General features: G+C 68.3%; 17 protein-coding genes. 1 reads left to right on the top strand and 16 read right to left on the bottom strand.

The window, feature by feature from the left end; translation table 11 throughout:
• Positions 1 to 245: 245 nt before the first annotated feature.
• The 4 genes from MLE18_RS10735 to MLE18_RS10720 all read right to left on the bottom strand — a co-directional run bounded on the left by MLE18_RS10735 (position 246) and on the right by MLE18_RS10720 (position 6681).
• Positions 246 to 2744: a Lon protease family protein gene (locus tag MLE18_RS10735; protein ID WP_243438799.1), complete on the bottom strand. Its 2499-nt coding sequence runs from the start codon at positions 2742 to 2744 to the stop codon at positions 246 to 248.
• 67 nt (positions 2745 to 2811) lie between these two features.
• On the bottom strand, positions 2812 to 3213 hold the full coding sequence (locus tag MLE18_RS10730; protein WP_243438798.1) for an Hsp20/alpha crystallin family protein: 402 nt from the start codon (positions 3211 to 3213) through the stop codon (positions 2812 to 2814).
• A 146-nt stretch (positions 3214 to 3359) separates the two neighbouring features.
• Positions 3360 to 4424, bottom strand: coding sequence for a phosphotransacetylase family protein (locus MLE18_RS10725; protein WP_243438797.1), 1065 nt, complete (start codon positions 4422 to 4424; stop codon positions 3360 to 3362).
• Between the two features lie 139 nt (positions 4425 to 4563).
• Entirely contained in the window at positions 4564 to 6681 is a 2118-nt protein-coding gene (locus MLE18_RS10720) for an acetate--CoA ligase family protein (protein WP_243438796.1), read from the bottom strand.
• 25 nt (positions 6682 to 6706) lie between these two features.
• On the opposite strand from MLE18_RS10720, the gene rnc reads away from it, so the two are divergent.
• Complete coding sequence (rnc, locus tag MLE18_RS10715) at positions 6707 to 7417, top strand: ribonuclease III (RefSeq protein ID WP_243438795.1); 711 nt, start codon at positions 6707 to 6709, stop codon at positions 7415 to 7417.
• A gap of 76 nt (positions 7418 to 7493) precedes the next feature.
• On the opposite strand, the gene MLE18_RS10710 is transcribed toward rnc, so the two are convergent.
• From MLE18_RS10710 to queD, 12 genes are all read right to left on the bottom strand, one after another.
• Complete coding sequence (locus MLE18_RS10710) at positions 7494 to 8387, bottom strand: flagellin N-terminal helical domain-containing protein (RefSeq protein ID WP_243438794.1); 894 nt, start codon at positions 8385 to 8387, stop codon at positions 7494 to 7496.
• Between the two features lie 368 nt (positions 8388 to 8755).
• A complete protein-coding gene (locus tag MLE18_RS10705) occupies positions 8756 to 10894 on the bottom strand; it encodes a DUF7024 domain-containing protein (protein WP_243438793.1) in 2139 nt (712 codons plus the stop codon).
• Positions 10895 to 11071: 177 nt separating this feature from the next.
• Positions 11072 to 12709 carry a flagellar hook protein FlgE gene (locus tag MLE18_RS10700; RefSeq protein ID WP_243438792.1) on the bottom strand — a complete coding sequence of 546 codons (1638 nt, stop codon included), beginning with the start codon at positions 12707 to 12709 and terminating at the stop codon, positions 11072 to 11074.
• A gap of 39 nt (positions 12710 to 12748) precedes the next feature.
• Positions 12749 to 13429 carry a flagellar hook assembly protein FlgD gene (locus MLE18_RS10695; protein ID WP_243438791.1) on the bottom strand — a complete coding sequence of 227 codons (681 nt, stop codon included), beginning with the start codon at positions 13427 to 13429 and terminating at the stop codon, positions 12749 to 12751.
• Positions 13430 to 13445: 16 nt separating this feature from the next.
• Positions 13446 to 15164 carry a flagellar hook-length control protein FliK gene (locus MLE18_RS10690; protein ID WP_243438790.1) on the bottom strand — a complete coding sequence of 573 codons (1719 nt, stop codon included), beginning with the start codon at positions 15162 to 15164 and terminating at the stop codon, positions 13446 to 13448.
• 172 nt (positions 15165 to 15336) lie between these two features.
• A complete protein-coding gene (locus MLE18_RS10685) occupies positions 15337 to 16779 on the bottom strand; it encodes a glycosyltransferase family 9 protein (RefSeq protein ID WP_243438789.1) in 1443 nt (480 codons plus the stop codon).
• Positions 16776 to 18392, bottom strand: a complete 1617-nt coding sequence (locus MLE18_RS10680) for a glycosyltransferase (protein WP_243438788.1) — start codon at positions 18390 to 18392, stop codon at positions 16776 to 16778. The genes MLE18_RS10685 and MLE18_RS10680 overlap by 4 nt, the downstream gene beginning before the upstream one ends.
• Positions 18389 to 19615 (bottom strand): CgeB family protein, encoded by a 1227-nt coding sequence (locus MLE18_RS10675; protein WP_243438787.1) that lies wholly within the window; start codon positions 19613 to 19615, stop codon positions 18389 to 18391. The genes MLE18_RS10680 and MLE18_RS10675 overlap by 4 nt, the downstream gene beginning before the upstream one ends.
• A gap of 5 nt (positions 19616 to 19620) precedes the next feature.
• The gene (locus MLE18_RS10670) at positions 19621 to 19974 is read right to left on the bottom strand and encodes an STAS domain-containing protein (protein ID WP_243438786.1); all 354 of its coding nucleotides are present in this window, start codon (positions 19972 to 19974) and stop codon (positions 19621 to 19623) included.
• Positions 19962 to 21509 (bottom strand): ATP-binding SpoIIE family protein phosphatase, encoded by a 1548-nt coding sequence (locus MLE18_RS10665; RefSeq protein ID WP_243438785.1) that lies wholly within the window; start codon positions 21507 to 21509, stop codon positions 19962 to 19964. The genes MLE18_RS10670 and MLE18_RS10665 overlap by 13 nt, the downstream gene beginning before the upstream one ends.
• Positions 21509 to 22000 (bottom strand): D-aminoacyl-tRNA deacylase, encoded by a 492-nt coding sequence (gene dtd, locus MLE18_RS10660; RefSeq protein ID WP_243438784.1) that lies wholly within the window; start codon positions 21998 to 22000, stop codon positions 21509 to 21511. Before dtd ends, MLE18_RS10665 begins: the two co-directional genes overlap by 1 nt.
• Complete coding sequence (gene queD / locus MLE18_RS10655; RefSeq protein ID WP_243438800.1) at positions 21997 to 22410, bottom strand: 6-carboxytetrahydropterin synthase QueD; 414 nt, start codon at positions 22408 to 22410, stop codon at positions 21997 to 21999. The genes dtd and queD overlap by 4 nt, the downstream gene beginning before the upstream one ends.
• Positions 22411 to 22516 lie beyond the last annotated feature (106 nt).

Raw genomic sequence — 22516 nt, 5'->3', positions numbered from 1 at the left:
CCTCCGGCGGGCAGGGAGGGCGCTGCCCTCCCTGCACCCTCCCGCCAAAGGGAGGTCCTCCCTTTGGAATCCCTTCCGGCTTCGCGACGTGTCGGCCCATTCCAACGGTCTTTCGCGACTTGAACCGATCGCGCAAAATGAAACGGACAGCGGCCTAGGCCGCTGTCCGTTTTTATCGCCGGGGTCCGGGGGGAGGCACTCCCCCCGGCGGGGTACGGGGCAGAGCCCCGCTCTTATCTCTTCCCCTATTTCCCCTCTTTCTTCTTAGGCTCGGCCTTCTTACTCTTCGCCTTCTTGTCCATCTCCCCTTCCTTCACGAAATCCCGCAATCCTTCGGCCAGTTGCCTCAGCCGGGCGTCGGCCAGGGCGTTCACACTGCCCTTGGGGTATTTGCCGTCCTTGCCACGCTCCCCGGCGGGCACTCCCGTGAGCACCTCCACCCCCTCGTCTACCGTGGCAACAGCCCAGATATGGAACTGGCCCTGCCGCACGGCCTCGATGACCTCCTCGCGCAGCATGAGGTCTTTCAGGTTGGCCTGGGGGATCATCACGCCCTGTTTGCCGGTGAAGCCGCGATCTTTGCAGCAGAGGAAGAAGCCCTCGATCTTCTCGTTGACGCCGCCGATGGGCTGCACGCGCCCCATCTGGTTCACGGAGCCGGTCACGGCGATGTCCTGCCGCAGGGGAACGCCCGAGAGGCTGGAGAGCAGCGCGTAGAGTTCAGTGGATGATGCCGAATCGCCGTCCACGCCGGAGTAGGCCTGCTCGAAGGCGATGCTGGCCGTGAGCGAGAGGGGCCTGTCCTGCGCGAACCTGCGGCGCAGGTACCCCGCCAGGATGAGCATGCCCTTGCTGTGGATGGGGCCGGAGAGGTCGGCCTCGCGCTCGATGTTGATGATGCCCTCGCGGCCCATGGCCGTGGCCGCCGTGATGCGCGAGGGCATCCCGAAGGCGTGCCCCCCCATGCTGTAGACGGCCAGGCCGTTGACCTGGCCCACGGCGGCGCCGTCCACGTCCACGAACAGGCTGCCCCGGGCGATCATCTCGCGCAGGATGTCCTGGATGCGGCTTAGCCGCCCGATGCGCGCCTCGAGGGCCTCGCGGGCGTGCTCCTCGCCTACCGTTTCTGACCCGGCGCGCCCGGCGTAGAGGTCGGCCTCGCAGAGCAGGTCCGTGTGCAGGGGGAAGGCCGTGGAGAGCTTCTCCACGCGCCCGGCCATGCGCACGGCGTGCTCCACCACCACGGCCACGGCCCCGGCCGTGAAGGGGCGCAGCTTGTGCTCGGCCGCCTCCCCGGCGATGAACCGGGCCATCTGCGCGACGGCGGTGTCGTTCTTGTCCATGGTGCGGGAGAAGTCGGCCCGGACCTTGAAGATCTTGGGCAGGTCCTGGTCGTAGTAGCGCAGCAGCTGGTAGAGCCGCTCGTCCCCGAGCACCACCACCTTCACCTCCATGTCGATGGGCTCGGGCTTAAGCCCCGTGCCGGAGATGAAGTAGAAGGGGTCGTAGGTCTGTATCTCGATGCTCTCGGTCTTGAGGGAGCGCTTGAGCGTCTGCCAGACGCCCGGCTCCATGATGGCGTCCATGAGGTTGAGCACCAGGTAGCCGCCGTTGGCCTTGACGAAGGCCCCGGCCGTGATCTTGGAAAAGTCGGTCTGCCATCCGCCGTAGGGGCCCACCACGCGGTCCACCCCGCCGAAGAGGTTGCGGTAGGTGGGGTAGGATTCGATGACAACCGGCGGCCCGGCCTGCTCGGCGTTGTCCACCAGGAGGTTGATGTCGTAGGGGTGCAGGACCGCCTCGGGGGACGGGGCGGAGAAGGGCATCCCCGGCATCATGCCCTGGGGTTTGGCCCCGATGGTCTTGATATCCTCCAGGTTGTCCACCATGTGCTCCACCATGGCCTCCAGGTGGGCGCGCACCTTGGGGTCCTGGTGTGCGTCGCGCAGGGAGGCCTGGAGGTCCGTGGCCATGGAGCGGAACATGATCTTGTCCACTTCCTCCAGCTTGCGGTCCACCTCCTTTTGCAGGTCGCGCACCTCCTGGACGATGTGGTCCACGTCCTCCTTGACCTCGGCCCGCTTGGCCCGCAGCCGTTCGAACTCGTCCTTGGGGAAGCGGCCGTTGGCCACCATGGCCTCCAGGTCGATGATGCGCTTGGGCTCGCCGTCCACCACGGGCAGCACGTCCGGGCGGGTGTAGGGCCCCACCTCCATGCGCACCATGGCCAGGCCGGTGTTTTTGACCTTCTCCTCCACGGCCTTGTAGAACTCCATGACCTTCTTCTCGTGGAGCTCGATGATCTCGTTCTTGCGCGCGATGTACTCCTCGCTCTCGAAGAGCTGGGGAATCTCCTTTTTCAGGCGCTCCAGGAACTCGTGCACGTCCTTCTTGAACACCGAGCCCAGCCCGGCCTTGAAGCGCAGCAGCACCGGGGCCTCGGGGCGCTTGAAGTTATTGACGTAGCAGAGGTCGTCGGGGATGCGGTCGGCCTTGGACCTCTCCTGGAGCAGCTTCTTGACGGCGGAAAGCCGCCCGTGCCCGGGGTCGCCCGTGACGAACACGTTGTAGCCCTTGCGCAGCATGTCCATGCCGAAGCCCAGTGCTTCCAGGCCCCTCTCCTGCCCGATGACGGCGTCCAGGGGGGTGAGCTGCGCGGTGGTCTCGAAAGCGAGGGTTGCCGGGTCGAGCCTCCAGCGAAGGCTTTCCGGGGGGACTTCGAAGGATGGTGAGGTTGCGGTCATGCTGCGCTCCGGTGGAGTTGGCGACGCCGCCCGCCGTGGCCCCGGCGGCTCGCGTGGGTTGCTGGGCCTAGCTCTTGCGGACGGGGATGCTGCGGACGGGGGGGAGCCCCTGGCGGCGCAGGCGCACGGTGAGCGTGCCGCCGGAGAAGCCCGCCTCGGCAGCCTCGATGGCGAAGGGCAGGGTCAGCTCGCGCGCCATGCGCAGGCTGCCGCCGCCGGCGCCCCGCTCCCTCGCGGCCGAGATGGAGAGCACCCGGCCGGAGACGCTCACGGCCACCTCCTCGGGCTCGAACCCGGAGAGGGGGCAGGTGACGAGCCAGTCGTCGCCGGAGGCATCCACGCGGATGCCGCCCTCCGGGCACATGGCCTTGGGCCGGCCGAAATCCTCGAAGAGGGCGCAAAAGCGCCTGTCCATGTCGTCTTTGAGCTTGGCGAGCTCGGTGGTTCCCCAGGAGATGAGGTCGGGCATGGTCGCGCCTCCGAAAGGGGTTTCGCCGCACGGCCCGGGCGGGCAGGAACGGACTTTCGCCCCATATACCAAGAGGCTGCGCTTATGGCGACAAAAAAAGCCCCGGCGCGTGCGCGCCGGGGCCGAAAGTGGCTGTGGCAGGGGGGCTACTTCAGCCCGAGGCCCTTCTTTATGTACTCGAAGTCGATGTTGGAGCTGACCAGCTGCGCGCCCTGCTTGATCTTGATGATGTCGCGCAGCTTGTGGCGCTGCAGGATGGTCTCCATTTTCTTGGCCACGGAGAAGGTGTCGTCGCGCACCACGATGATGGGGATCTCCAGCACCTCGGAGCGGGTGAGGATGATGTCGTTGGGGTAGAGGTTGCCGGTAAGCACCAGGCAGGGGCTGTCGCCCTCCAGGGCCACCAGCTGCACGTCGGAGCGGTCGCCGCCCACGATGACGGCCGCGTTCTTGTTCTTGCGGAAGTGGGTCAGGAAGTTTTCAACCTGCATGGTGCCGATGAGGAAGCTCTCCACGATGCGCTCCGCCTTGTGCTGGGCTGAGATGACCTTGCCCCCCAGGCGCTCGGCCAGGTCGGCCACCTTGATGGCGCCCATGAGCGGGTCCTTGGGGATGATGCCCAGCACGCGCACGCCCTTGCGGTTCAGGAAGGGCACGATGAGCGACTCCACCTCGTCCAGGAAGTTGGGGGTGATGTCGTTCAGGATCACGCCCAGGAGGTTGTCGCCCAGCGTCTCTTTCAGGACCACGAGGTAGTCGTAGTTGAGCTCCTTCTGGAAGCGGTCGATGACGATGGCCGGGATGTTCAGCCGCTTGACCACGCTCACGCCGTCCACGTTGCAGTAGGTGCCCGAGTACATGGAGCCGGAGCCGGCCACCAGGGTCACGTCCTTGCCCGCGGAGAGCTTGTCGTAGCCCTTGACGATGACATCCATCAGGTCGGGGCACTGGCCGGAGAAGGCCTTGACCTTGAAATCCTGCGTGACCACCACGGGCGTGACCTCGGAGGGGTCTTCCTCGAGGCCCAGCACGCCCTGGACGAAGTTGGCGTCGTCGTCGCCCAGTTTGCCTGCCACCTCTTTGGGCATGGCCCCCACGGGCTTGTAGTAGCCGACGTTGTAGCCTTCCTTCTGGAACTTGAGCCCAAGGCCCATGATGACCATGTTCTTGCCGGAATAACCGGAAGTGGAACCCACGTAGATGCCAGCCATGCTGCCTCCCCGACCTTGCGTCACTGTGATCCCGCCGCGCGCCGCACGCTCACCGGCCTCCGGCGGGAGGGCCTTTGCTTGAATCCGCTGGTTTGGGCCGCCCGGAAGCGGCCAACGCCCGGGCGAGTCCCGGGCTTCTTCAGTCGCCGTTCGATCGCCTGCCCAGGATGAAGTGGGCGTCCACCACCAACGCCCCGCCAGGATGGGCCATGATCGGGTTGAAATCGCACTCCACGATCTCCGGGAAATCTACCGCTATCTGCGAAAGGGTCAACAAAACATCCTCGATGGCCCTGAAATCCACGGGCGGTTCGCCGCGCACGCCGCGCAGCAGGGGGTAGGTGCGTATCTCGCGCACCATCTCGCCCACGTCCAGGAGCGACAGCGGGGCCAGCCTGCTGGAGACGTCCTTGAGGACCTCCACGTAGAGCCCGCCCAGGCCGAACATGACCAGGGGGCCGAACTGCGGGTCCCGCTTGAAGCCCGCGAACACCTCGCGGGAGCCTGGCGGCGCCATCTGCTGCACCACGCAGCCCATGACGTAGGCCTCCTTGATGCGGCTGGCCCGGTTGGTCACGTCCATGAAGGCGCGGCGCACGTCCGCCTCGCTCTTGATGTTCAGCACCACGCCGCCCATGTCGGACTTGTGGGCGATCTGGGGCGAGGCGATCTTGAGGGCCACGGGGTAGCCTATGGTCTTGGCGGCCTGGGCGGCCTCGTCGGAGGTGCGCGCCAGCACCGTCTTGGGCACGGGCAGGCCGTAGGCCTTGAGCACGTCCATGGCCTGGAACTCCACCAGCTCGGAGAAGCCCCTGGCCTTGGCCTTGGAGAGCACGTCCTTGGCCTGGAAGGTGTTGGACATGTAGCAGATTTCCACGGGCAAGGGCCGCTTCATCCACTCGGCGTGCCTGAACAGGGCGTCCAGGGCGCGCACGGCGTCCTCCGGGGAGTCATAGAAGGGCACGCCCGCCTTGCGCAGCACCTCGCGGGCCCCAACGGTGGCCGCGTCGCCCAGGAAACAGGCCGCCACGGGCTTGGCGCACTCGCTGGCCTGCCTGGCGATGGCCCAGGCCACCTGCTCCAGGTCGGCGTGGCAGCTGGGGGTGACCACGGGCAGGAGCATGTGCACCAGCGGGTCCTGCGCGGTGGCGGCCAGGGCCTTGGCGAAGGTCTCGGCGTTGGAGGTGCCCAGGATGTCCACGGGGTTGTAGAACGAGGCGTGGCTGGCCAGGAAGCGCTTGAGCTCGTCCACGGTCTGGCCGCGCAGCGGGGCCATCACCAGCGACGAGCGCACCAGGGCGTCGGCCGCCAGGATGCCCGCGCCGCCCGAGTTGGTGACCACGCAGATGTTGGGGCCGCCTGGCTGGGGCTGGCTGGAGAAGGCCACCGCGAGGTTGAACATCTCCCGCAGGCCGCCCACCCGGATGATGCCGGACTGGCTGAACACCGCCTGGCAGGCGTCCTCGGAGCCGGCCATGGCCCCGATGTGGCTGGACGCGGCGCGCGCGCCCTCGGGCGTCGCGCCGGATTTGATCATGATGACGGGCTTCTCCAGCGTGGCCTCCTGGGCCGCGCGCAGGAAGGCCTGCCCGTCCTCGATGTTCTCCACGTAGCCGAGGATCACCTTGGTGGCCGGGTCGTCCTTGAGGTGGCGGATGATGTCCGTCTCGTTGACAACGGCCTTGTTGCCAAGGCTGATGAAATGGGAGAAGCCAACACCCTTGCCCGCGGTGGCGTCCAGGATGGCCATGCCGAGCGACCCGGACTGGGTGAAGAACCCGATGTTGCCGGGTTCCGGCGCGGAGGGCACGGCCAGGGCGTTGAAGCGCAGGGCCGCGTTGTAGAGGCCCAGGCTGCTGGGGCCGAGCATGGCGATGCCGTGGCGGCGGCAGACTTCCACGGCTTCCATCTCGAAATAGTAGCCCTCGCGCCCCACCTCCTTGAAGCCGGTGGAGGTGACGCATACGCTGCGCACGCCCACGCCCCCCAGCCGCTCCAGCGTGGGGGCCAGCTGCTCGCGGGGCAGGCAGACCACGGCCAGATCGACGCCGTGGGGCAGCTGCTCGATGGCGTGCAGGGCCGGGATGCCCAGGATTTCATCGGCAAAGGGGTTGACCGGAAAAATTTTCCCCTGATACCCGGCGGAGAGCAGGTTGGCCACGACCACGTTCCCGATCTTGCCGGAAGTGCGCGAGGCCCCGACGACCGCCACGGTCCGGGGTTGGAGAAGGGAAAGCAAATGGTCGTTTCGTTCCATGCGGCCGCCGAAGGAAGGCATTGTAATGACGGAAGATGCGTTGGATAGCCTTCAGGAATGTATTTCCTATCGCTTTGGGCAAGTCAAGCTGTTGACTACCGCCCTCACCCACAGCTCCTATGCCAACGAGCAGGGCTGCACCCACAACGAACGTTTGGAATTTCTGGGTGATGCGGTACTGGAGCTTACCGTTTCCGAGGAACTTTTCAACCGTTTTCCCGACGCCCCGGAAGGCGCGCTGACCAAGCTGCGCGCCCGGCTGGTGAGCATGCCGGGCCTCGCCGAGATGGCCCGCGCGCTCAACCTGGACGCATTCGTGTATCTTGGCAAGGGCGAGCAGTCCCAGGGCGGGGGCAAGCGCGATTCGCTCCTGGCGGACGCTTTCGAGGCGATTCTTGGGGCGGTGTTCGTGGACGGCGGCTTCGAGGCCGCCCGGGGGGTGGTGCGCCGCCTGTTCGCGGAGCGTTGGCCCGAAGGCCTGGAGCAGCCAAAGGTGCGCGATTTCAAGAGCAGGCTGCAGGAACTGACCCAGCAGAGCCACCGCACGCGGCCCATCTACCGGCTGCTGGGCAGCCACGGCCCGGAGCACGAAAAGGTGTTCGAGGTGGAGCTTGTGCTCCCCGGAGGCGGGACGCTTCTGGCCACGGGGGCCAGCGTGAAGAAGGCCGAGCAGAACGCGGCGCGCATGGCGCTCGAATCCTACCAGAATAATCAGGGCCAGAACAATCAGGGTTGATGCAGGCCAGGGGTGGGAGCCACTCCCGGCTCCGCCCCCCCTGGTCCCGTCAATCACGCTATCGGCGTCAGGATGGCTAGCCCTGCAGCAGCTGGGTGGCCATCTTGGGCAGGCTGTTGGCCTGCGAGAGCATCGCGACCGCGGACTGCGTGAGAATCTGCTGACGGACGAACTCCGTCATTTCGGTGGCGACATCCACGTCCGAGATCTGCGATTCGGCGGCCTGGAGGTTCTCCGCCTGAATCTGCAGGTTCTGGATGGTGTTGGACAGGCGGTTCTGGGTGGCGCCCAGGTTCGCGCGGATCTTGTCCTTGGAGACGATGGCGTCGGACAGCGCCTGCAGGGCCTTCTGGGCCAGATCCTGCGTGGAGATGGAGCGCCCTGCCCTGCCGGGGCCGGCGGACATGCCGATGCCCAGGCCCGAGGCGGTGGAGTTGCCGATGCTGATGAAATAGTAGTCCTCGGCGCTGGAGTTGCCGGAGCCGAAGTGGATCTTGATCCTGCCGGTGGGGTTCAGCCCCGTGCCGTCGTGGGCGACGCTGGAGAGGTTGCCGTTGAGCAGGTAGATGCCGTTGAAGTTGGTGGCGCTGGCGATTCGGGTGATTTCCGAGCACATGGCCTGGTATTCCGAGTCGATGATCAGGCGCTGGTCCGAGGTGTAGGTGCCCGTGGACGCCTGGGTCGCCAGTTCCTTGAGGCGGATGAGCTTCTCGTCCACCACCTGGAGCGCGCCGTCGCCGGTCTGGATCATGGAGATGGCGTCGTTGGCGTTGCGCACGCCCTGGTTGATGGACGCGATGTCCGCGCGCATGAGTTCGCGGATCGCCAGTCCGGCGGCGTCGTCGGCGGCGGTGCCCACACGCAGGCCCGACGACAGGCGGCGGGTCGCGACGGACAGCTTGCCGTACGAGTTGTTGAGGTTTCGAGAGGCGTTCATCGCCATCATGTTGTGATTGATGACCAGGGACATGGGATTACCTCCTTGTGGTAAGGCAACTTTCCTTGTTGTTGTCCTCCTCTTGCTTCATCCGTGCCAAATCTGATTTATCACATCATTACAGCATATTGAAAAATGGCATGGGATTTTTTTCCGCTTTCCGGGAGCCTCGCGGGCAAACTTGCCCCCTCCTGGCGGTGATTTTCCGACGCCCACGCGGCAAGAAAAGCACGCCTCAAAATGGACGGCTTCGGGCGCGGGCCGGCAGACTTTTGTGCAAGCCGGTTCTTGCGCTCCGTTCAAGGGGCGCGTGGGCGAGGCTGGAGAGAAATCCAAGCTCGAGAGTAGTCGGGATACGTGAAGGTCGGCTTGCGCGCCGCAATGCGGCCCGCGTGCTCCATTCAATGGGCTGCCGGACGGACCTCGATGCTCTTGATGCTCAGGCCGAGCCTGCGGGTGTCCTGCCCGGAGCCAGCCTTGGCGGGGCTGGCCGGAGCCGGGGGGATGATCGCGAGCTCGCGCAGGCCGCCATCCGTGACGAACTCACGGGACACGGCCTGGTAGCCTCCTGAGTCTGCAAAAACGAAATCGCGCTCCACACCGCCGACGCGCACGGCAACCGGCCTGCCCGCGTTGGGGCCGAAGGGCCTGGCCTCGATCACCAGTTCGAACCGCCGCGGCAGCGGGCGCGAGAAGACGATCCGCGCTCCCGGGGCCAGGTTGGCGTCGGTCCAGCGCCCCTGCGGCTCCGGCAGGGAGAAGCCCACCGCCACGTCCACCTCGAGGGGGTAGCACTCCCCAGTGAGGTCCACACTCCAGCCCGCGCCCCCGCCCTGCCGCGCCGTCGCGGCCGGGAGCCCCGAGCTTCGGGGCGGGAGCATGCGGCCCATGAGGATGCCGCCTCCGTGGAGGCAGACCCAGCGCTCCAGCGCGCCCTCCACGTCCCCCCGCAGCAGGAACAGATCCTCGGGATAACCCGGCGGGTGGTGGCCGCTGTAGCCGTTGACCGTGGGGATGTTCATGTCCTGCGAGGCCAGCATGGCGTCCAGCTGCACCACGTAGAAGGGCTGGCCCGGCGCGCGCGCCGCATCCAGGAAGAGCACGGCGTCAGGTTTTGCAGGCCCGAGGCCGCTCACCGCGGCATCCAAACGGGCCCTGGCCTCGGCCAAGGAATACGAAGCCAGCGGCCGGTGGGCCTGCTCCGTCAGGACGAGACAGACCAGCGCCAGGACGGCCGCAGGCGCAAAGCGTGAGCCCGCCATGCCGCGCAGCCTCCGCTCCAGGGCGGTGAAGGCAACGGCCAGGGCCACGGACAGCGGGAACAGCAGCACCAGCGCGATGCGCGTCACCGAGCGGATGGCCCCTACGCCCGGGGCCGCCGAAACCAGCAGCATGTAGAGGCTGTGGCCGCCCGCGTGCAGCGTCAGGATGGCCGCCAGGGCGAAGCACCACCAGAAGGGCATGGCCCTCCGCGCCAGGGGGTCGCGCCCCGCCAGGGCCAGCAGCGGCAGGGCCGCCAGGGCCAACATGGGGGCGAGTCCCGCGAACAGGGCGTGCTCGTGGGCCAGGGGCAAGCTGGGGCTGAAGTCCGCCGCCCAGGACCACCAAAAACTCTGCGAGGCGTTGAGCCAGGAGAGCACGCGCGGCAGCATGGCCTCGATCTCGGAAGGGTCGCGCGTGCCCAGAGCCCTCGACACCCGAATGTAGGGCTCGAACAACGGGACGAGCGCCCCCCCGGCGGCCAGCAGCAGGGCGAGGCGCACCGGAAGCCCCCGGGAGCCCCCGGCCAGGGCAGCCAGCCGGGCGAAAAATCCGGCTCGCCATGTGCCTGCGGCTTCACCGCCGCCCGCCAGCAGATGGGCCGCAGTCATCAGCCCCAGGCAAAGGGCCAGGAAGTAGCCCAGGTAGATGCCGCAGTACGTCTGCCAGACCAGCGCCCCCAGGGCCAGGGCCAGTGGCCGGGCGGCCCCGCTGCGCAGGAAGGCGGCCCAGGCGGCGAAGGCCACAGGCACGCAGAAGCGCGGCAGCATCTGGGCGTGGTTGAGCTGTCCGGCCACGGGCAATCCGAAGGCGAAAACCCAGGCCCCGGCCACGGCGCCCGCCAGGCCCGCTCCGAGCCTGCGCAACGCGGCGTAGCAGGCGAAATAGCTCAAGGCCGAGCACAGCGCCATCCAGGCCGGGAACGCCGCCTCCCGCCCGAGGCCCGCCCAGCGCAGCGCGGCGTAGAGGGGAAGCGTTCCCAGGTGGCTGTCGGAAAAGGCCGTGACGTCAGGGGCCGGGTAGTAGAACGGCGCGGACCAGAAGGAAGGGGCCTGGCCCGTGAGCCAGCGCCAGCCGTGCTCCAGGATGTACATGTTGAAGCGGCTGTCCCCCAGGTCGCCCGGGATGCGGCCCGGAGAGAACAGGGTGAACAGCCCGGCGGCAAGGGCCGCCAGAAGCAGGACGAGGCCGGAAAGTGAGCCTGGTCCCCAGCCGTGGGGCGCGGAAGGTTGGACAGGGCCGGAGCCTGTGGAGCCGGACCCGGCGGGGTCGGAAGTCATTCCGGGAGCCTAGGGCATAAAGCGCCGCCCTTCAAGAGCCCGCACGGCTCCGCGCCCCCTGGACGCCTGACAGGCGGCCTGAGGAGCCGGGCAAACCTCGCGGGCCGGCTGGTCAGACGACAAAGCCCCCCTTCCGGTCCTGCCGGAAGGGGGGCCTGCATTTTCTGCCTACCCGGACTAGCGCTTGAGCTGGATGACTTCCGAGAGCATGGAGTCCGCGGTGGTGATGATCTTGGAGTTGGCCTGGAAGCCGCGCTGGGTCTGGATCATCTGGACCATTTCACGGGCCATGTCCACGTTGGAGGTTTCCAGCGAGTTGCTGGCGACGGAGCCCAGGCGGCCCGTGTTGGCCCTGCCCGTCACCGCGTCGCCCGACTCGCGCGTCTGGGCGAACAGGTTGGAGCCCTCGCGCTTGAGGCCCCAGGGGCTGGAGAAGTCCGTGAGCGCGATCACGTAGAGCTCCTGCACCTGGCCGTTGGAGAAGTGGCCCGAGAGCACGCCGTCGCTGTCCACGCTGATGCTCTGCAGGGTTCCCGGCGGGTAACCGTTCTGCGAGAGGTACAGGTTGGAGGACGAGGCCTCGTAGTTGGTGGTGGCGAGGTTGTTGCGGGTGAGCGTGGAGGGCACGAAGCCTTGCAGCAGGGGCGAGTTCGTGAGGAAGTTGTAGCCGATCTGCGAGGCGTCCGTGGCCGCGGTGGCGTTCCACTGGGTGGAGGCGCTGCGGATGCCGAAGTTCAGCGACATGCTCACCGCGTTGGAGGCGGTGGTGACGCTGGCCCCCGAGACGCTTCGGAAGTTGGCCGTGAACACCGGGTAGCCCGAGCCGGAGATGCGGGCCTGGGTCCAGTTGGAAAGGTCGCTGACGCTGCCGGTGATCGCGCCGGCGTTGAGCGTGAAGGCGGTCTGGTTCTCCAGGGCGCCCGAGTCGGAGAAGGTCATGGTGCCGATCATCAGCACGCCCGCGTGGGCGTCGGAGGCCATGTTCACGGGCACGCCGTTGACGTCGAAGGTGCGGCCGTCGGCGGTGGGGTCCGTGCAGACCATGTACTCCCAGTACTCCTTGCCGTTCACGTCGGAGATCTTGTCGTAGTAGACCGTGAGGTTGTGGGAGCCGCCGCGCTGGTCGTAGACCTTGATGGTGGTCTGGAACCCGAAGGCGGTGTCCGGCAGGGGGGAGTCCTGCGGGCGGGTCGGGTTGAAGCGGTAGTTCTGGAACAGCGAGAAGGCCGGGTCCGTCGTGCTGGTGGACTTGCTGCCGGTGCGCGGGTCCAGGTTGGTGACCACGGTGACGTTGTCCGTGGGCTGGGCGGCCAGGGCCAGGGTGTCCAGGCGGACGTCGGTGATGGAGCCCCTGGTGGGGATCTTGGTCACGGTCTGCCCGTTGGCCCGCTCCGCGCGGAGGTTCAGGGCGTCCACCTGCCAGCCCTGCACGGTGTAGTGGTTGGGGTCGGTCAGGAAGCCGTTCTGGTCGAAGCGGAAGTTGCCGGCGCGGGTGTAGTAGGTGGCCTGGTTGTTGCGGTCGCGCACGGTGAAGAAGCCCTGGCCGGAGACGGCCATGTCCGTGACCTCGTTGGAGGTCTCGAAGCCGCCCTGGGAGAAGTCGCCCAGGATGGCCTCGGGGCGCACGCCCTGGCCCAGCTGGCTCGAGCCCACGCCCGTGCCGATGCTGGCGTAGACCAGGTCCTCAAAGTCCATGCGCTGGGACTTGAAGCCCACCGTGTTCACGTTGGCCAGGTTGTTGCCGACGACGCCCATCTTCTCGCCGTGGGCCATGAGGCCGGTGACGCCCGCCCACATTGAAGTCGAGAGACCCATATTCCACCTCCGAAATCTGCTGCCGGAAAATTCTGCCCGTTACGACGCCGAGGCCGCGGGAGTGACGATTCCCTTGATGTCCGAGAAAGGCACCTGCCTGCCGTCCGTCGTGGAGAGGACGTACTGGCCGGAAGTGTCCGTGGTGACGCCGCTGACGATGCCCGTCACGCAGGTGCTCACCATCATGGACGTGCCGTCCACCTTGGCCGTGGTGACGCCGATCGAGTAGTAGCCGTCGTCCACGGTCTTGCCGTTGTAATCCTTGCCGTCCCAGCTGTAGGCGTGCTCGCCCGCGGTCTGCGCGCCCAGGGGCGCGCTGCGGATGATGTTGCCGTTGGCGTCCATGACGTTGATGGTCACCGAGGCCGCGTCGCCCGGGATGGTGTAGTAAAGCTTGCTGACGCTGGTGCCGGACTTGGAGAGCGTGTCGCCCGAGGCCTTCACTTCCTTGCCGATGAAGCCCACCGCGCTCATCATCTCCTGGCGGCCCTGGGCCTGGATCAGGCCCTCGATGCCGGTGCTGATGTTGGTGAGCTGCTCAAGGCTTGAGAACTGGGCCAGCTGGGCCACGAAGTCCTTGTCGTCCATGGGGTTGAGGGGATCCTGGTACTGGAGCTGCTTCACCAGCAGGTTCAGGAAGTCCTGCTTGCCGAGCTGCTTTGAGCTGCCAGCGGCCTTGGTCAGGCTGCTGCCGGTGGCTGAAACTGCGGAAGTGCTCATCGGATCCTCCTGCGGACTAGGCCACTATGTCCAAGCCGCGCTGGGTAATTTTTGCCTCTGCACCCACACTCTGCATCTGCTGGGCCAAAGACTCCCCGCCGGAGGAAAGAAGCGTGTTGGCGCGCAGGCGCTCCAGGGCGTCCCGGCGCTGCTGGAACTCGTTGTGCTTCTCGGAGCCGCCCGCCCACTGCTGGCCCAGGCCCGCGTCCTGCGCGGCCTTGTGCTGCACCTCGAGCTTGGCCACGGAGAGGCCCTGGTCCTCCAGGCTCTTCTTGAGCTGGCCCAGGTTCTCCGAGAGCATCTTTTCGGCCTCGGGCGTGTCGGCCTTGATCATGGCCTGCACTTCCTTGCCCTTCACAGTGAGCACAACGTTGAGCTTGCCCAGCCCCTCGGGTGTCAGCTCCAGGGTGAGCTGCTTCACGCCCTGGCCCATGTTCCTGAACACGCCCGCCTCCACCTGCTCGAGCAGCTGGCTGGCCTGGGCACGCGCGGCCTGGGGGTCGGCGGTGCGGGCCTGGGCCGCGCCCGCCGCGACCTGGCCGGGCTGGCCAAGGCCGAAAAGGGACGCGCCGTTGGGGCTTGCCCCGCTCTCGGTGCGGATCTTGCCGCCCAAGTCGGCCACGGCCTGATCCCCGGCGCCCTTGCCGGAGAATTGCTGGTTCTGCTGGCCTGTAGCCTGGTTGCCAGTCTGGTTGCCCGCCTGCGCCCCGGGCTGGACTCCGGGCTTGGCCCCGGCCGCGTTGGCGCCGGGTGTCCCGGAAGGGGCCTGGGCCTTGGCGTCGGCCGCCGCCACTTTGGAGGAGTCGTCCTTGCCGGCGCCCAGGTCCTGCGGGTCCTTGAGCAGGGAGGAGGCCCGCACCCCGGCGGGCTGCACCTTGTCGGCCTCGGCCTTGGCGGCCGTCCCGGCCTTGTCCTTGGCCTGGGCCATGGCCTGCTCGAGCACCTGGCGCACGGGCTGGAGCCCGGCATCGGCCTGGCCCTTCTGGGCGGTCACTTCCTGCTGCACGGCCGCGAGCATGGTCTTCAGTCCGGCGCCGGAGAGGTCGGCCCCCTCCACCTTGGCGCCCAGGGTGGCCAGCCGGTCGCGGGCCTCCTGGGGCAGGCGCAGGGCCTTGGCCAGGGTGGCCATCTCATCGCGGGACATGCTGAAACTGCCGGAAGCCCCCTGCTCGGAGAGCTGGGCCGAGACCTGCCGCCAGACGTGTTCCGTGCGCCCGTTGGCCAGGGCCTCGGTGAGCTCCTTGGCCTTGGGTTCGCTGAAGCCCATGTGCGTGAACAGGGAGGCCAGGGTCTGGCGGTCCTGGTCGGAGAGTTCTTCCTTCTTCACCGACTTGGACACCGTGGCCTGCTCCACCTCGTGGGTGAACTGGCCCCAGGTGATGCCCTTGGGGCTCTCGGCCATGGCGGTGAGTTCGTCCATCTTGCTCTTGGGGACGCCCGCCGCTTCGAGCTTGGGCGCCAACTCCAGGATGTCCTCGCGGGTCATCTTCACGTCGCGAAGGGGGTCGCCCGCCGTGGAGCGGGCGCTCTCGAGCTCCGTGGACGGCTGGGAGAACGGGTCCTTGCCGGGCAGGGGGGTGCCCAGGGCGTCGTCCACGATGGCGCTGGAGCTCATCTTATAGCTGTTGAGCAGCCCGGCGAACATGTCGGCGGCGCTCACGGAGGAGGTCCCTGAGAGGGATGAATCCTTGGGGACGAACCCAAGGCGGGCGATCGAACTGGGAAGGATTTGCATGTCATTCCTCCTGACGGCCCTGATTCTACAAAAGCCGTTCCAACATTCGCGCCATGCGATTCCGAGCACTTGCGACGAGACAAGAGCGGCATGAATTTCCCGGGCGGCACAATCGGCAGCTGGGCAGGGAGGAATTTGCGGGTATTCCGGCCCGTTGGGGCCGCTGGAACGCTCAGGAGGATACGGAGGATACGGAGGCGAGCACGGCCCCCAGCAAGCCCAGGCATTCGTCCCGGGAATCGGGGGAGTAGTCGGCGTTCTCGAGGGCCATCTGGACGTATCCGGCCGCCGGACGCAGCATGGGAGGCCAGGATTCCATGAAGGCGGGCGGAAGCGCCCCCCCCGCCGGGAGCAGTGCCGCCACACGCCCGTAGAGCCGGGCAGCCCCGCGCGCGAAGGAGCGCGCCAGTTTCGGATGCGCCCCGGCCAGGGCCAGCCAGTCCCGCCGGGGGACATCCTGCCCCCAGAGGCCGAAGTGCGCCCCGAAGGCCCCGCGCCAGAACTCGCCCAGGCCATCCCCGGCCCTGGGCGCGGCGCGCCCCACCGGCTCGAGCTGGTAGAACCCGGCGGCGCTGCGCCCGGTGCGGTACAGCCGCATGCCAGGCGGTGGCATGGGCCGCCCCCCCCTGGCCAGCTTCCAGGCCAGGTAGGCAACCTGCTCGGGGTCGAAACGCTCCCGGCAGCGCGGCCGGACGAAACGGCACTGCCAGCAGCCCTGGCAGGAAATCCCCGCGCCCAGCACGTAGTGCCCGGGGTTGAACGGCCCCGTCTCCCACGGGTTCACCGGCCCCATGGAGAGGTTCAGGGTCTGCAGCCCGGACCAGGCGGCCACGTGCATGGGCCCCGTGTCCGGCGTGATCATGAGCGACATGGTCTGCCCGGCGGCCATGAACTGCTCCAGGGAGAGCTGCCCGCTGAAATCCGCCAGGGTGCCGCCGTGCAGGGCGCGCACCTCGGCTGCCAACGCCTTCTCGGCTGGCCCGCCCAGGAGCACCACGGCCAGCCCCCTGCGTTGCAGGGCATGGGCCAGGGCGGCCCAGAAGGCCGCCGGGGGGCGTTTTTCCTCCTGGCTGGCCCCCAGGAACAGGCCCACGCGGTCCTTGCCGGGGGCGGGGGTGCGCGGGGTGTCGAAGACGGTGGAGGCGATCTGGCGGTGGTCCACGCAGTCCAGGGCGTTGAGCTCCACCCAGTGGAAACGGTTGTGCCGGTTGTTGCCCGTGAGCGAGGCCCGGTAGAGCTGCCAGCGCCCGCCCACGCGCAGGTGGTCGCCCTGGTCGCGGTACGGCCCCAGGCGGGTGGCGGCCCGCAGCCCGCCCGCCAGGATGGCGGCCTCGGGCCTGTGGCTCAGGTTCACCAGCAGGGAGTATTCGCTGGCCGGCAGGTGGTCCACGGCGGTCCAGGGCGCGTAGACCACCGGCGGGGAGACGGCCTTGAGCCCCTGGTAGAACTGTTCCTCGGCCACCACCCACACCGGGCGCTCGGGCGCGCCCCGCTTCAGCCAGAGAAACAGCGGGAAGGAGAGCACGATGTCCCCCATGCGCTGCATCTGCAGCACCAGCGCCGGAGCCGGGGCCGGTGCCTGGGCGGGGGCCTGACCGTCGGGGGAGGCGCTCACGGGGCCTGCTCCAGCGCTTCGCGGCGGGCGCGCAGATCCTCCAGGGCGGCCTGCTGGGCGGTGGCGGCGGCGCGGCGGAAGTCGGCGGCCTCGAACTTCTGGTGCAGCTTGTACTGGTTGGCCCAGCCCAGCCCCCACTGGGCCTGCCCTTCCCCGCCCTGGCTGCCGGTGCTCTTGAAGTGCCGCACCCGGAGCCGGCCCTGGTACACGGGGGTGAGCCCGGCCAGGAGCAGGCGCACGTCGTGGTCCAGGTCGTCGTACTGGGTGGGGGAGTAGCGCAGGTCGAACCCGCCCTGGGCCAGCAGGCGCCCGGTGCGGAACATGTGGCAGCAACCCGTGACCGTGGCGCAGGGGCGGACATAGCCGAACTGGCCCATGTCCAGGGTCTGGTGGTGGCAGTCGGAGAGCGCGAAGCGCCTGGCTCCCGGGGCTTTGGCCTGTTCTTCCGGTTCGGGCAGCAGGAAGGTGTCCGCCGACTGGATGCGCACTGGCGCGGCGTGGTCCACCACTCTGGCCCCCCAGACCCCGGCATCTGGATAGAGGCGTTCGGCCTCGACCAGCAGGCCCAGCCAGTCGCGGGGCAGCTCCACGTCGTCGTCGAGGTAGACCGCGAAGTCCGCGCCGCGGGTCAGGGGCAGCGCCGCCAGCCAGTTTCGGGCCGCGGGAGCCCCTACGTTCACAGGCAGGGAGACGATTTCCAGCCGCTGCGGCCCCAGGCGGCCGCGCCAGCCCTCCAGCACCTGGGCGGTGTCGTCGGTGCTGCCGTTGTCCAGCACGGCCAGGCGGGCCTGGCCCAGGTCCGAGGCGGCGAGGCTGTCCAGGGTGGCGTCGATGTCGCGGGCCTTGTTGAAGGTGTAGAGCAGCACGGCCACGGATTCAGGCGGGGACGCAGTCGGGGCCTGGCCCGAAGTCTGGCCCGACGTTTGGCGCAGCGCCTCGCTCGCAAGCAGCAGGGGCGTCGGGTTCCAGGGCTCGGCCTCGAGCCAGCGCCGGAAGCCCTCGGCGCTCCCAAGAGCCAGTGCCGCACGGCGGGCCATCAGCACATCCGGCAGCACGTCCGGCAGCTCCACCAGGGACAGAATCTCCAACGCGCGCCCGCCCTCACCCGCCGTGAGGGCCGCGTCCGCCCCGGCCAGGGCCGCCAGCAGGGGCTGGCCCCAAGCGGCCAGAAGCGCGGCCAGGGCCTCGGCCCAGTCCTGGTCCATGTCGGCCAGGGCGTGGCTCATGGCAAGGCGGACCCAGAACAGGTTGCCCTGCTCGGCCTGGAGCCGGGAATCGAGATATTCTTTGATCCGGCCGTGGTCGCGGCTGGCGGCCAGGCGGGCGTATTCGACGGCGTCCCCTGGCTGGCGGGCGAAGCGGGCCACGTGCATGGCCGCGCGCGCGGCCTGGGGCCAGCCCGTGAGCAGCGGGGCCGCCTGGAGGGCCAGGGCCGCGTCCAGGGGCGACTGGGACCAGGCCGCCACGGCCAGCGCTTCGGCCAATCCGTCCTGTCCGGCCTCCCCGGCCTCGGCGGCCAGGCGGGAGCAGCGGGCCAAATGGGCGGCCCCCTCCCCGCCGCAGAGCAGCAGGGAGCGCAGGGGCTCGGGCAGGTTCTCCAGGGGCGTGCTCATGCGCCTTCGGGCTCGCAGTAGGGAAGGCCGAAGGTGTCGCGCACGGTGCGCAGCAGCTGGCCCATGCGGGTCACGTAGGTGTGCTGGGCCAGCACCCGCTTGCGCGCGGCCTGGGCGATGCGGGCGCGCTCCGTGGGGTGGGCCAGGAAGTGGCGGACCATGTCCGGGATTTCGTCCGGGTCGCCGTAGAGGGCCACCTCCCTGCCCGGCTCGAAAAGATTCTCGATCTGCGCGCGGTAGTCCGTGAGCAGGAAGGCCCCGCAGGCGGGCACGTCGAACACGCGCTGGTTCACCGCGCCCTTCATCTGCAGGCTGGTGCAGTTGAAGTTGATGTCGGAGAGCGGATAGAAGCCGGGCAGGTCGTCGTAGTAGGAGAGCTCGGCCAGCCGCCGCCAGCGCCCGCCGGGCTGCGCGCCCTCCTTGCCGAAGGTGGTCAGCCAGCCCTCGTCGCCCACGATGGTGGGGCCGAACTCCATGAGCTTGCCCAGGCAGCGCGCCCGGTACTGGCGGGTGGACTCCCAGATCACGGCCGTCTCATAGGAGAGCTGGCGGTCCGGCGTCTCCAGGGCCTCGAAGTCGGGCGCCAGCGCCGGGAAGCGCTCCCGCAGGAAGGCCCGCACGCTGCCCTCGGGGTGCTCGCCGAAGGCCTGGGCCAGGCGGGGCATGGCCGCGCGCAGCCTGCGGGAGGGGTGGGCGTGGTCCAGGCGCAGGCCGGTCTTGATGACCATGGAATTGCCCACGAAGCTCACCGCGCTGCGCCAGGGGCTGCCGGTCTGGAGCTCGGCGGGGGGGGCGAAGCGGCGCTCGTCCGCGGCCAGGGGCAGGTGGAAAGCATGCTCGAAGCCCATCTGGCGCAGGGGGGCCATGTTGTCGGCGTCCCAGGTGAACATGGCCGTCTTGGTGGCCGACGGGCGCGAATAGAGGGCCAGGCCCAGGGCGGGGTTGTCCACGAACCAGGAGGCCAGGGGGATGTCCAGGCGGGAGAGCAGCCCGGTGAGCAGGCCCTCGTGGTCCACGCCCAGGTGGTTCACGGTGAGCAGGAAGTGGGGGCGCAGCCGCTCGATGCCCTTGAGCAGGGGGCGCAGGTACTCCTCGCTGTCGAGCTCGTCGCCGCCGGTGTCCAGATAGCCGTACTCCACCCCCATGCGCCTGAAGGCGGTCATGATCTCGCCCAGCAGGAAGAACCGGCTGGTGACCAGCAGCACGCGGGGGGATTCGGCCATCGGCGCTACTTGCCGCCCTTGGCGGTCAGGGACTCGAGGTCGCCGTCGGATTCGGCCACGGCGAAGAAATCCATGAGCTGCACCAGGCCCAGGGTCTTGCGCACCTGGGGGCTGGGGCACATGAGCACCAGGCGCTTGCCCAGGCTCTGGAGCCTCGTGTTGCAGGAGACCAGGAAGCCGATGCCGGAGGAGTCCATGAAGCTCACCTCGGAGAGGTCCAGGGCCAGGGCCTGGGAGTCGTCCTTCTCCAGGGCCTGCTCCACGGCGTGCTTGAAGTCCTGGGTGACCTCCATGGTGATTTCGCCCGAGAACTTGGCCAGAAGACACGCGCCCTTGCGCAGCCAGATCAGGTTTTCCACAGTTCCTTCCTTATCTGTTTGACCACCCGCAGGACGTTCTCCCTGCCGCGGCGCTTGAGTTCACACTGGTCTGACAGCTTGCAGATGATGAACATGCCCCGCCCGCATTCGGACTCGGGGGCCGCGTTCTCGAACTTCACGGCGTCGCCGAAGCCCTTGCCCCAGTCCACCACCTCCATGTCCACGGATTGGCCCGGCCTGATGCGCAGGCGCACCTCCATGGGGCCTTCGCCCCCGCCGTAGGCGTGGCGGGTGATGTTGGCGCAGGCCTCGGTGAGCAGGATGTCCAGGTCGTGCAGGATGTCGGAGTCCTCCACGTAATCCCCCACGGCGGAGACCACGTCCTTGGCCAGGGCCCTGCTGGCCTGGGGGGTGGACCGGCCCGAGAACACCCGCGAGAGCGGGCTGCCCGCGCAGACCCACAGCCCGGTGACGTCGTCGCTGAACACCGGCCCGGCCTTCTCGCCGCTGAGGTTCTCCAGCAGGCTCTGCAGGGTGAAGCGGCCCGAGCGCATGAGCCCGGAGGCCAGCTCCGTGAAGCGCTCCAGCCCGAAGATCTCCTTCTCCAGGGTGTGCCACTCGTACCAGCCGTCGGTGTAGAGCAGGAGCCCGGCGGGCTTCTCGAACTCGATGGTGCGCATGGGGTATTTCTGGTCGAAGAACCCAAGCACCGAGGAGGTGGGGGCAAGCTCCATGATCCTGCCGCCGGTCCAGAGCAGCGGGGGGCAGTGCCCGGCGTTGACGTAGGTCAGGGTGCCCTCCTCCGGGTCGATGTCCACGGCGGCCAGGGTCACGAAATCAGGCTCCTGCCCGATGGAGCTGAGCAGGTGGTGGTTGGCGAGGCTCAGCATCTCCGCCAGGGAGAGGTAGTGCGTCTGGGTGACGCGCACCAGGGTGCGCACCACGGCCATGAGGAACGCGGCCCTGGCTCCGTGGCCGGACACGTCGGCCATCACGGCGCGGATGCAGCCGTCGGGCAGGGTGAAGAAATCGTAGTAGTCGCCGCTGGCGCGCCCGGAGGGGCGGTACAGGCACTCCACCAGGGTGTCGCCGAAGAGCGGGGAGCAGTCCGGGAGCAGCCGCTTCTGCAGGCCCGCCACGGTGTCGATCTCGCGGCTGATGCGGTTGTAGGCCTGGCGCAGCTGCCTGGTCAGGGTGACCTGCCTGGCAGCGGCGCCCACGCGGGCCAGCAGCTCCTCGCGGTCGAAGGGCTTGGCCAGGAAATCGTTGGCCCCGGCGGCGAAGGCCCGGGCCTTGAGCGCCTTGGTGTCCTGCGCGGTGAGCACCACGATCTGCACGTCGTGGTCCTGCGCGACGCCCCGGATGTGCTGCATCACCTCCAGCCCGGACTTCACGGGCATGTTCATGTCCAGGATGATGACGTCGGGCTTGAAGGAGGCGTGGGCTTCGATGGCCTCCTGCCCGTCCTCGGCGGCCTCCAGGCGGTAAAGCTTGCCCAGGATGAAGGTCAGCAGGCGCAGGACCGTCTTGGAGTCGTCCACCACCAGGACGCGGATGTCGTCCCCGGCGGCCATCAGCCGGCCTGCCTCGCGCAGGCGGGCTCGAACGCGGCGCTGTCCAGCAGGATGGTCACCGGGCCCTGGTTGGTCAGGCTCACGTCCATGTCCGCGCCGAACACCCCGCGCGCGACGCGTCCGGGCAGGCGCTCCTCCACGTCCTCAACGAGGCGCTCGAACAGGGCCTGGGCCGTCTCCGGCGGGCAGGCCCGGGAGAAGCCGGGGCGCATGCCCTTGCGGCAGTCCGCGTAGAGGGTGAACTGGGAGACCAGCAACACTTCGCCGCCCACGTCGGCCAGGCCCAGGTTCATCTTGCCTCCGGCGTCGGTGAACACCCGCAGCCCAGCGAGCTTGTCCAGCATGGTGCGCCAGGCCGGGCTCTCCGGGGCGTCCGGGCCGTCGTCCGGGCCGAAGCCCGCCAGCACCAGGAAGCCCCGGCCGATGGCGGCCACGCGCTCACCCGCAACTTCCACGGAGGCCTTGGCCACACGCTGGATCACCAGCCTCATGACAGCTCGGTGTAGGTGGCTTTGCTGGTGGCCTTCTCGAACACGCTGATCTCGGCCACCTGGGCGGGCATGCCTTCCATCAGCCTGCCCAGCTCCCAGTAGATGTAGCGGGCCAGGTTCTCGGCAGTCGGGTTGCGCCGCTGGAAATAGGGCAGCTCGTTCAAGTGCTTGTGGTCGAGCCTGTCCAGCACCTTCTTGAGCAGGGCCTTCAGGTCCTTGAAGTCCATGAGCATCTCGGTGTCCTGGGTGAGCCGCTCGCCCTGGAACACCGCCTCCACCACGAAGTTGTGCCCGTGCAGGGCCTCGCAGGGCCCGTTGTAGTTGCGCAGGCAGTGCGCGGAGGAGAAGTCGTCCGTGATGGTCAGCTTGAACAGGCCCCGGCGCAGGACCGGGCGTTCGCCGTGTTGCATGGTCACAATGGTCCCCTTTGTCAGCCCGTTGGAGTGATCGGTAATTCCCCGCCTGTTCAAAAAACACGGTGGCAAGGCGCGGAAAAAAGTCAAGACCGAAGCATAT

It is taken from the genome of Fundidesulfovibrio soli (assembly GCF_022808695.1).
Taxonomy (GTDB): Bacteria; Desulfobacterota; Desulfovibrionia; order Desulfovibrionales; family Desulfovibrionaceae; genus Fundidesulfovibrio; species Fundidesulfovibrio soli.
This window is presented reverse-complemented; position numbering and strand designations above follow the sequence as displayed.

Excerpts from the sequence above, each read along its gene's own strand:
- MLE18_RS10675 (WP_243438787.1), bottom strand. The coding sequence starts at position 19,615 with ATGGCCGAATCCCCCCGCGTGCTGCTGGTCACCAGCCGGTTCTTCCTG.
- MLE18_RS10735 (WP_243438799.1), bottom strand. The coding sequence starts at position 2,744 with ATGACCGCAACCTCACCATCCTTCGAAGTCCCCCCGGAAAGCCTTCGC.
- MLE18_RS10710 (WP_243438794.1), bottom strand. The coding sequence starts at position 8,387 with ATGTCCCTGGTCATCAATCACAACATGATGGCGATGAACGCCTCTCGA.
- dtd (WP_243438784.1), bottom strand. The coding sequence starts at position 22,000 with ATGAGGCTGGTGATCCAGCGTGTGGCCAAGGCCTCCGTGGAAGTTGCG.
- MLE18_RS10725 (WP_243438797.1), bottom strand. The coding sequence starts at position 4,424 with ATGGCTGGCATCTACGTGGGTTCCACTTCCGGTTATTCCGGCAAGAAC.
- MLE18_RS10700 (WP_243438792.1), bottom strand. The coding sequence starts at position 12,709 with ATGGGTCTCTCGACTTCAATGTGGGCGGGCGTCACCGGCCTCATGGCC.
- queD (WP_243438800.1), bottom strand. The coding sequence starts at position 22,410 with ATGCAACACGGCGAACGCCCGGTCCTGCGCCGGGGCCTGTTCAAGCTG.
- MLE18_RS10665 (WP_243438785.1), bottom strand. The coding sequence starts at position 21,509 with ATGGCCGCCGGGGACGACATCCGCGTCCTGGTGGTGGACGACTCCAAG.
- rnc (WP_243438795.1), top strand. The coding sequence starts at position 6,707 with ATGACGGAAGATGCGTTGGATAGCCTTCAGGAATGTATTTCCTATCGC.
- MLE18_RS10720 (WP_243438796.1), bottom strand. The coding sequence starts at position 6,681 with ATGGAACGAAACGACCATTTGCTTTCCCTTCTCCAACCCCGGACCGTG.
- MLE18_RS10705 (WP_243438793.1), bottom strand. The coding sequence starts at position 10,894 with ATGACTTCCGACCCCGCCGGGTCCGGCTCCACAGGCTCCGGCCCTGTC.
- MLE18_RS10730 (WP_243438798.1), bottom strand. The coding sequence starts at position 3,213 with ATGCCCGACCTCATCTCCTGGGGAACCACCGAGCTCGCCAAGCTCAAA.
- MLE18_RS10695 (WP_243438791.1), bottom strand. The coding sequence starts at position 13,429 with ATGAGCACTTCCGCAGTTTCAGCCACCGGCAGCAGCCTGACCAAGGCC.
- MLE18_RS10690 (WP_243438790.1), bottom strand. The coding sequence starts at position 15,164 with ATGCAAATCCTTCCCAGTTCGATCGCCCGCCTTGGGTTCGTCCCCAAG.
- MLE18_RS10680 (WP_243438788.1), bottom strand. The coding sequence starts at position 18,392 with ATGAGCACGCCCCTGGAGAACCTGCCCGAGCCCCTGCGCTCCCTGCTG.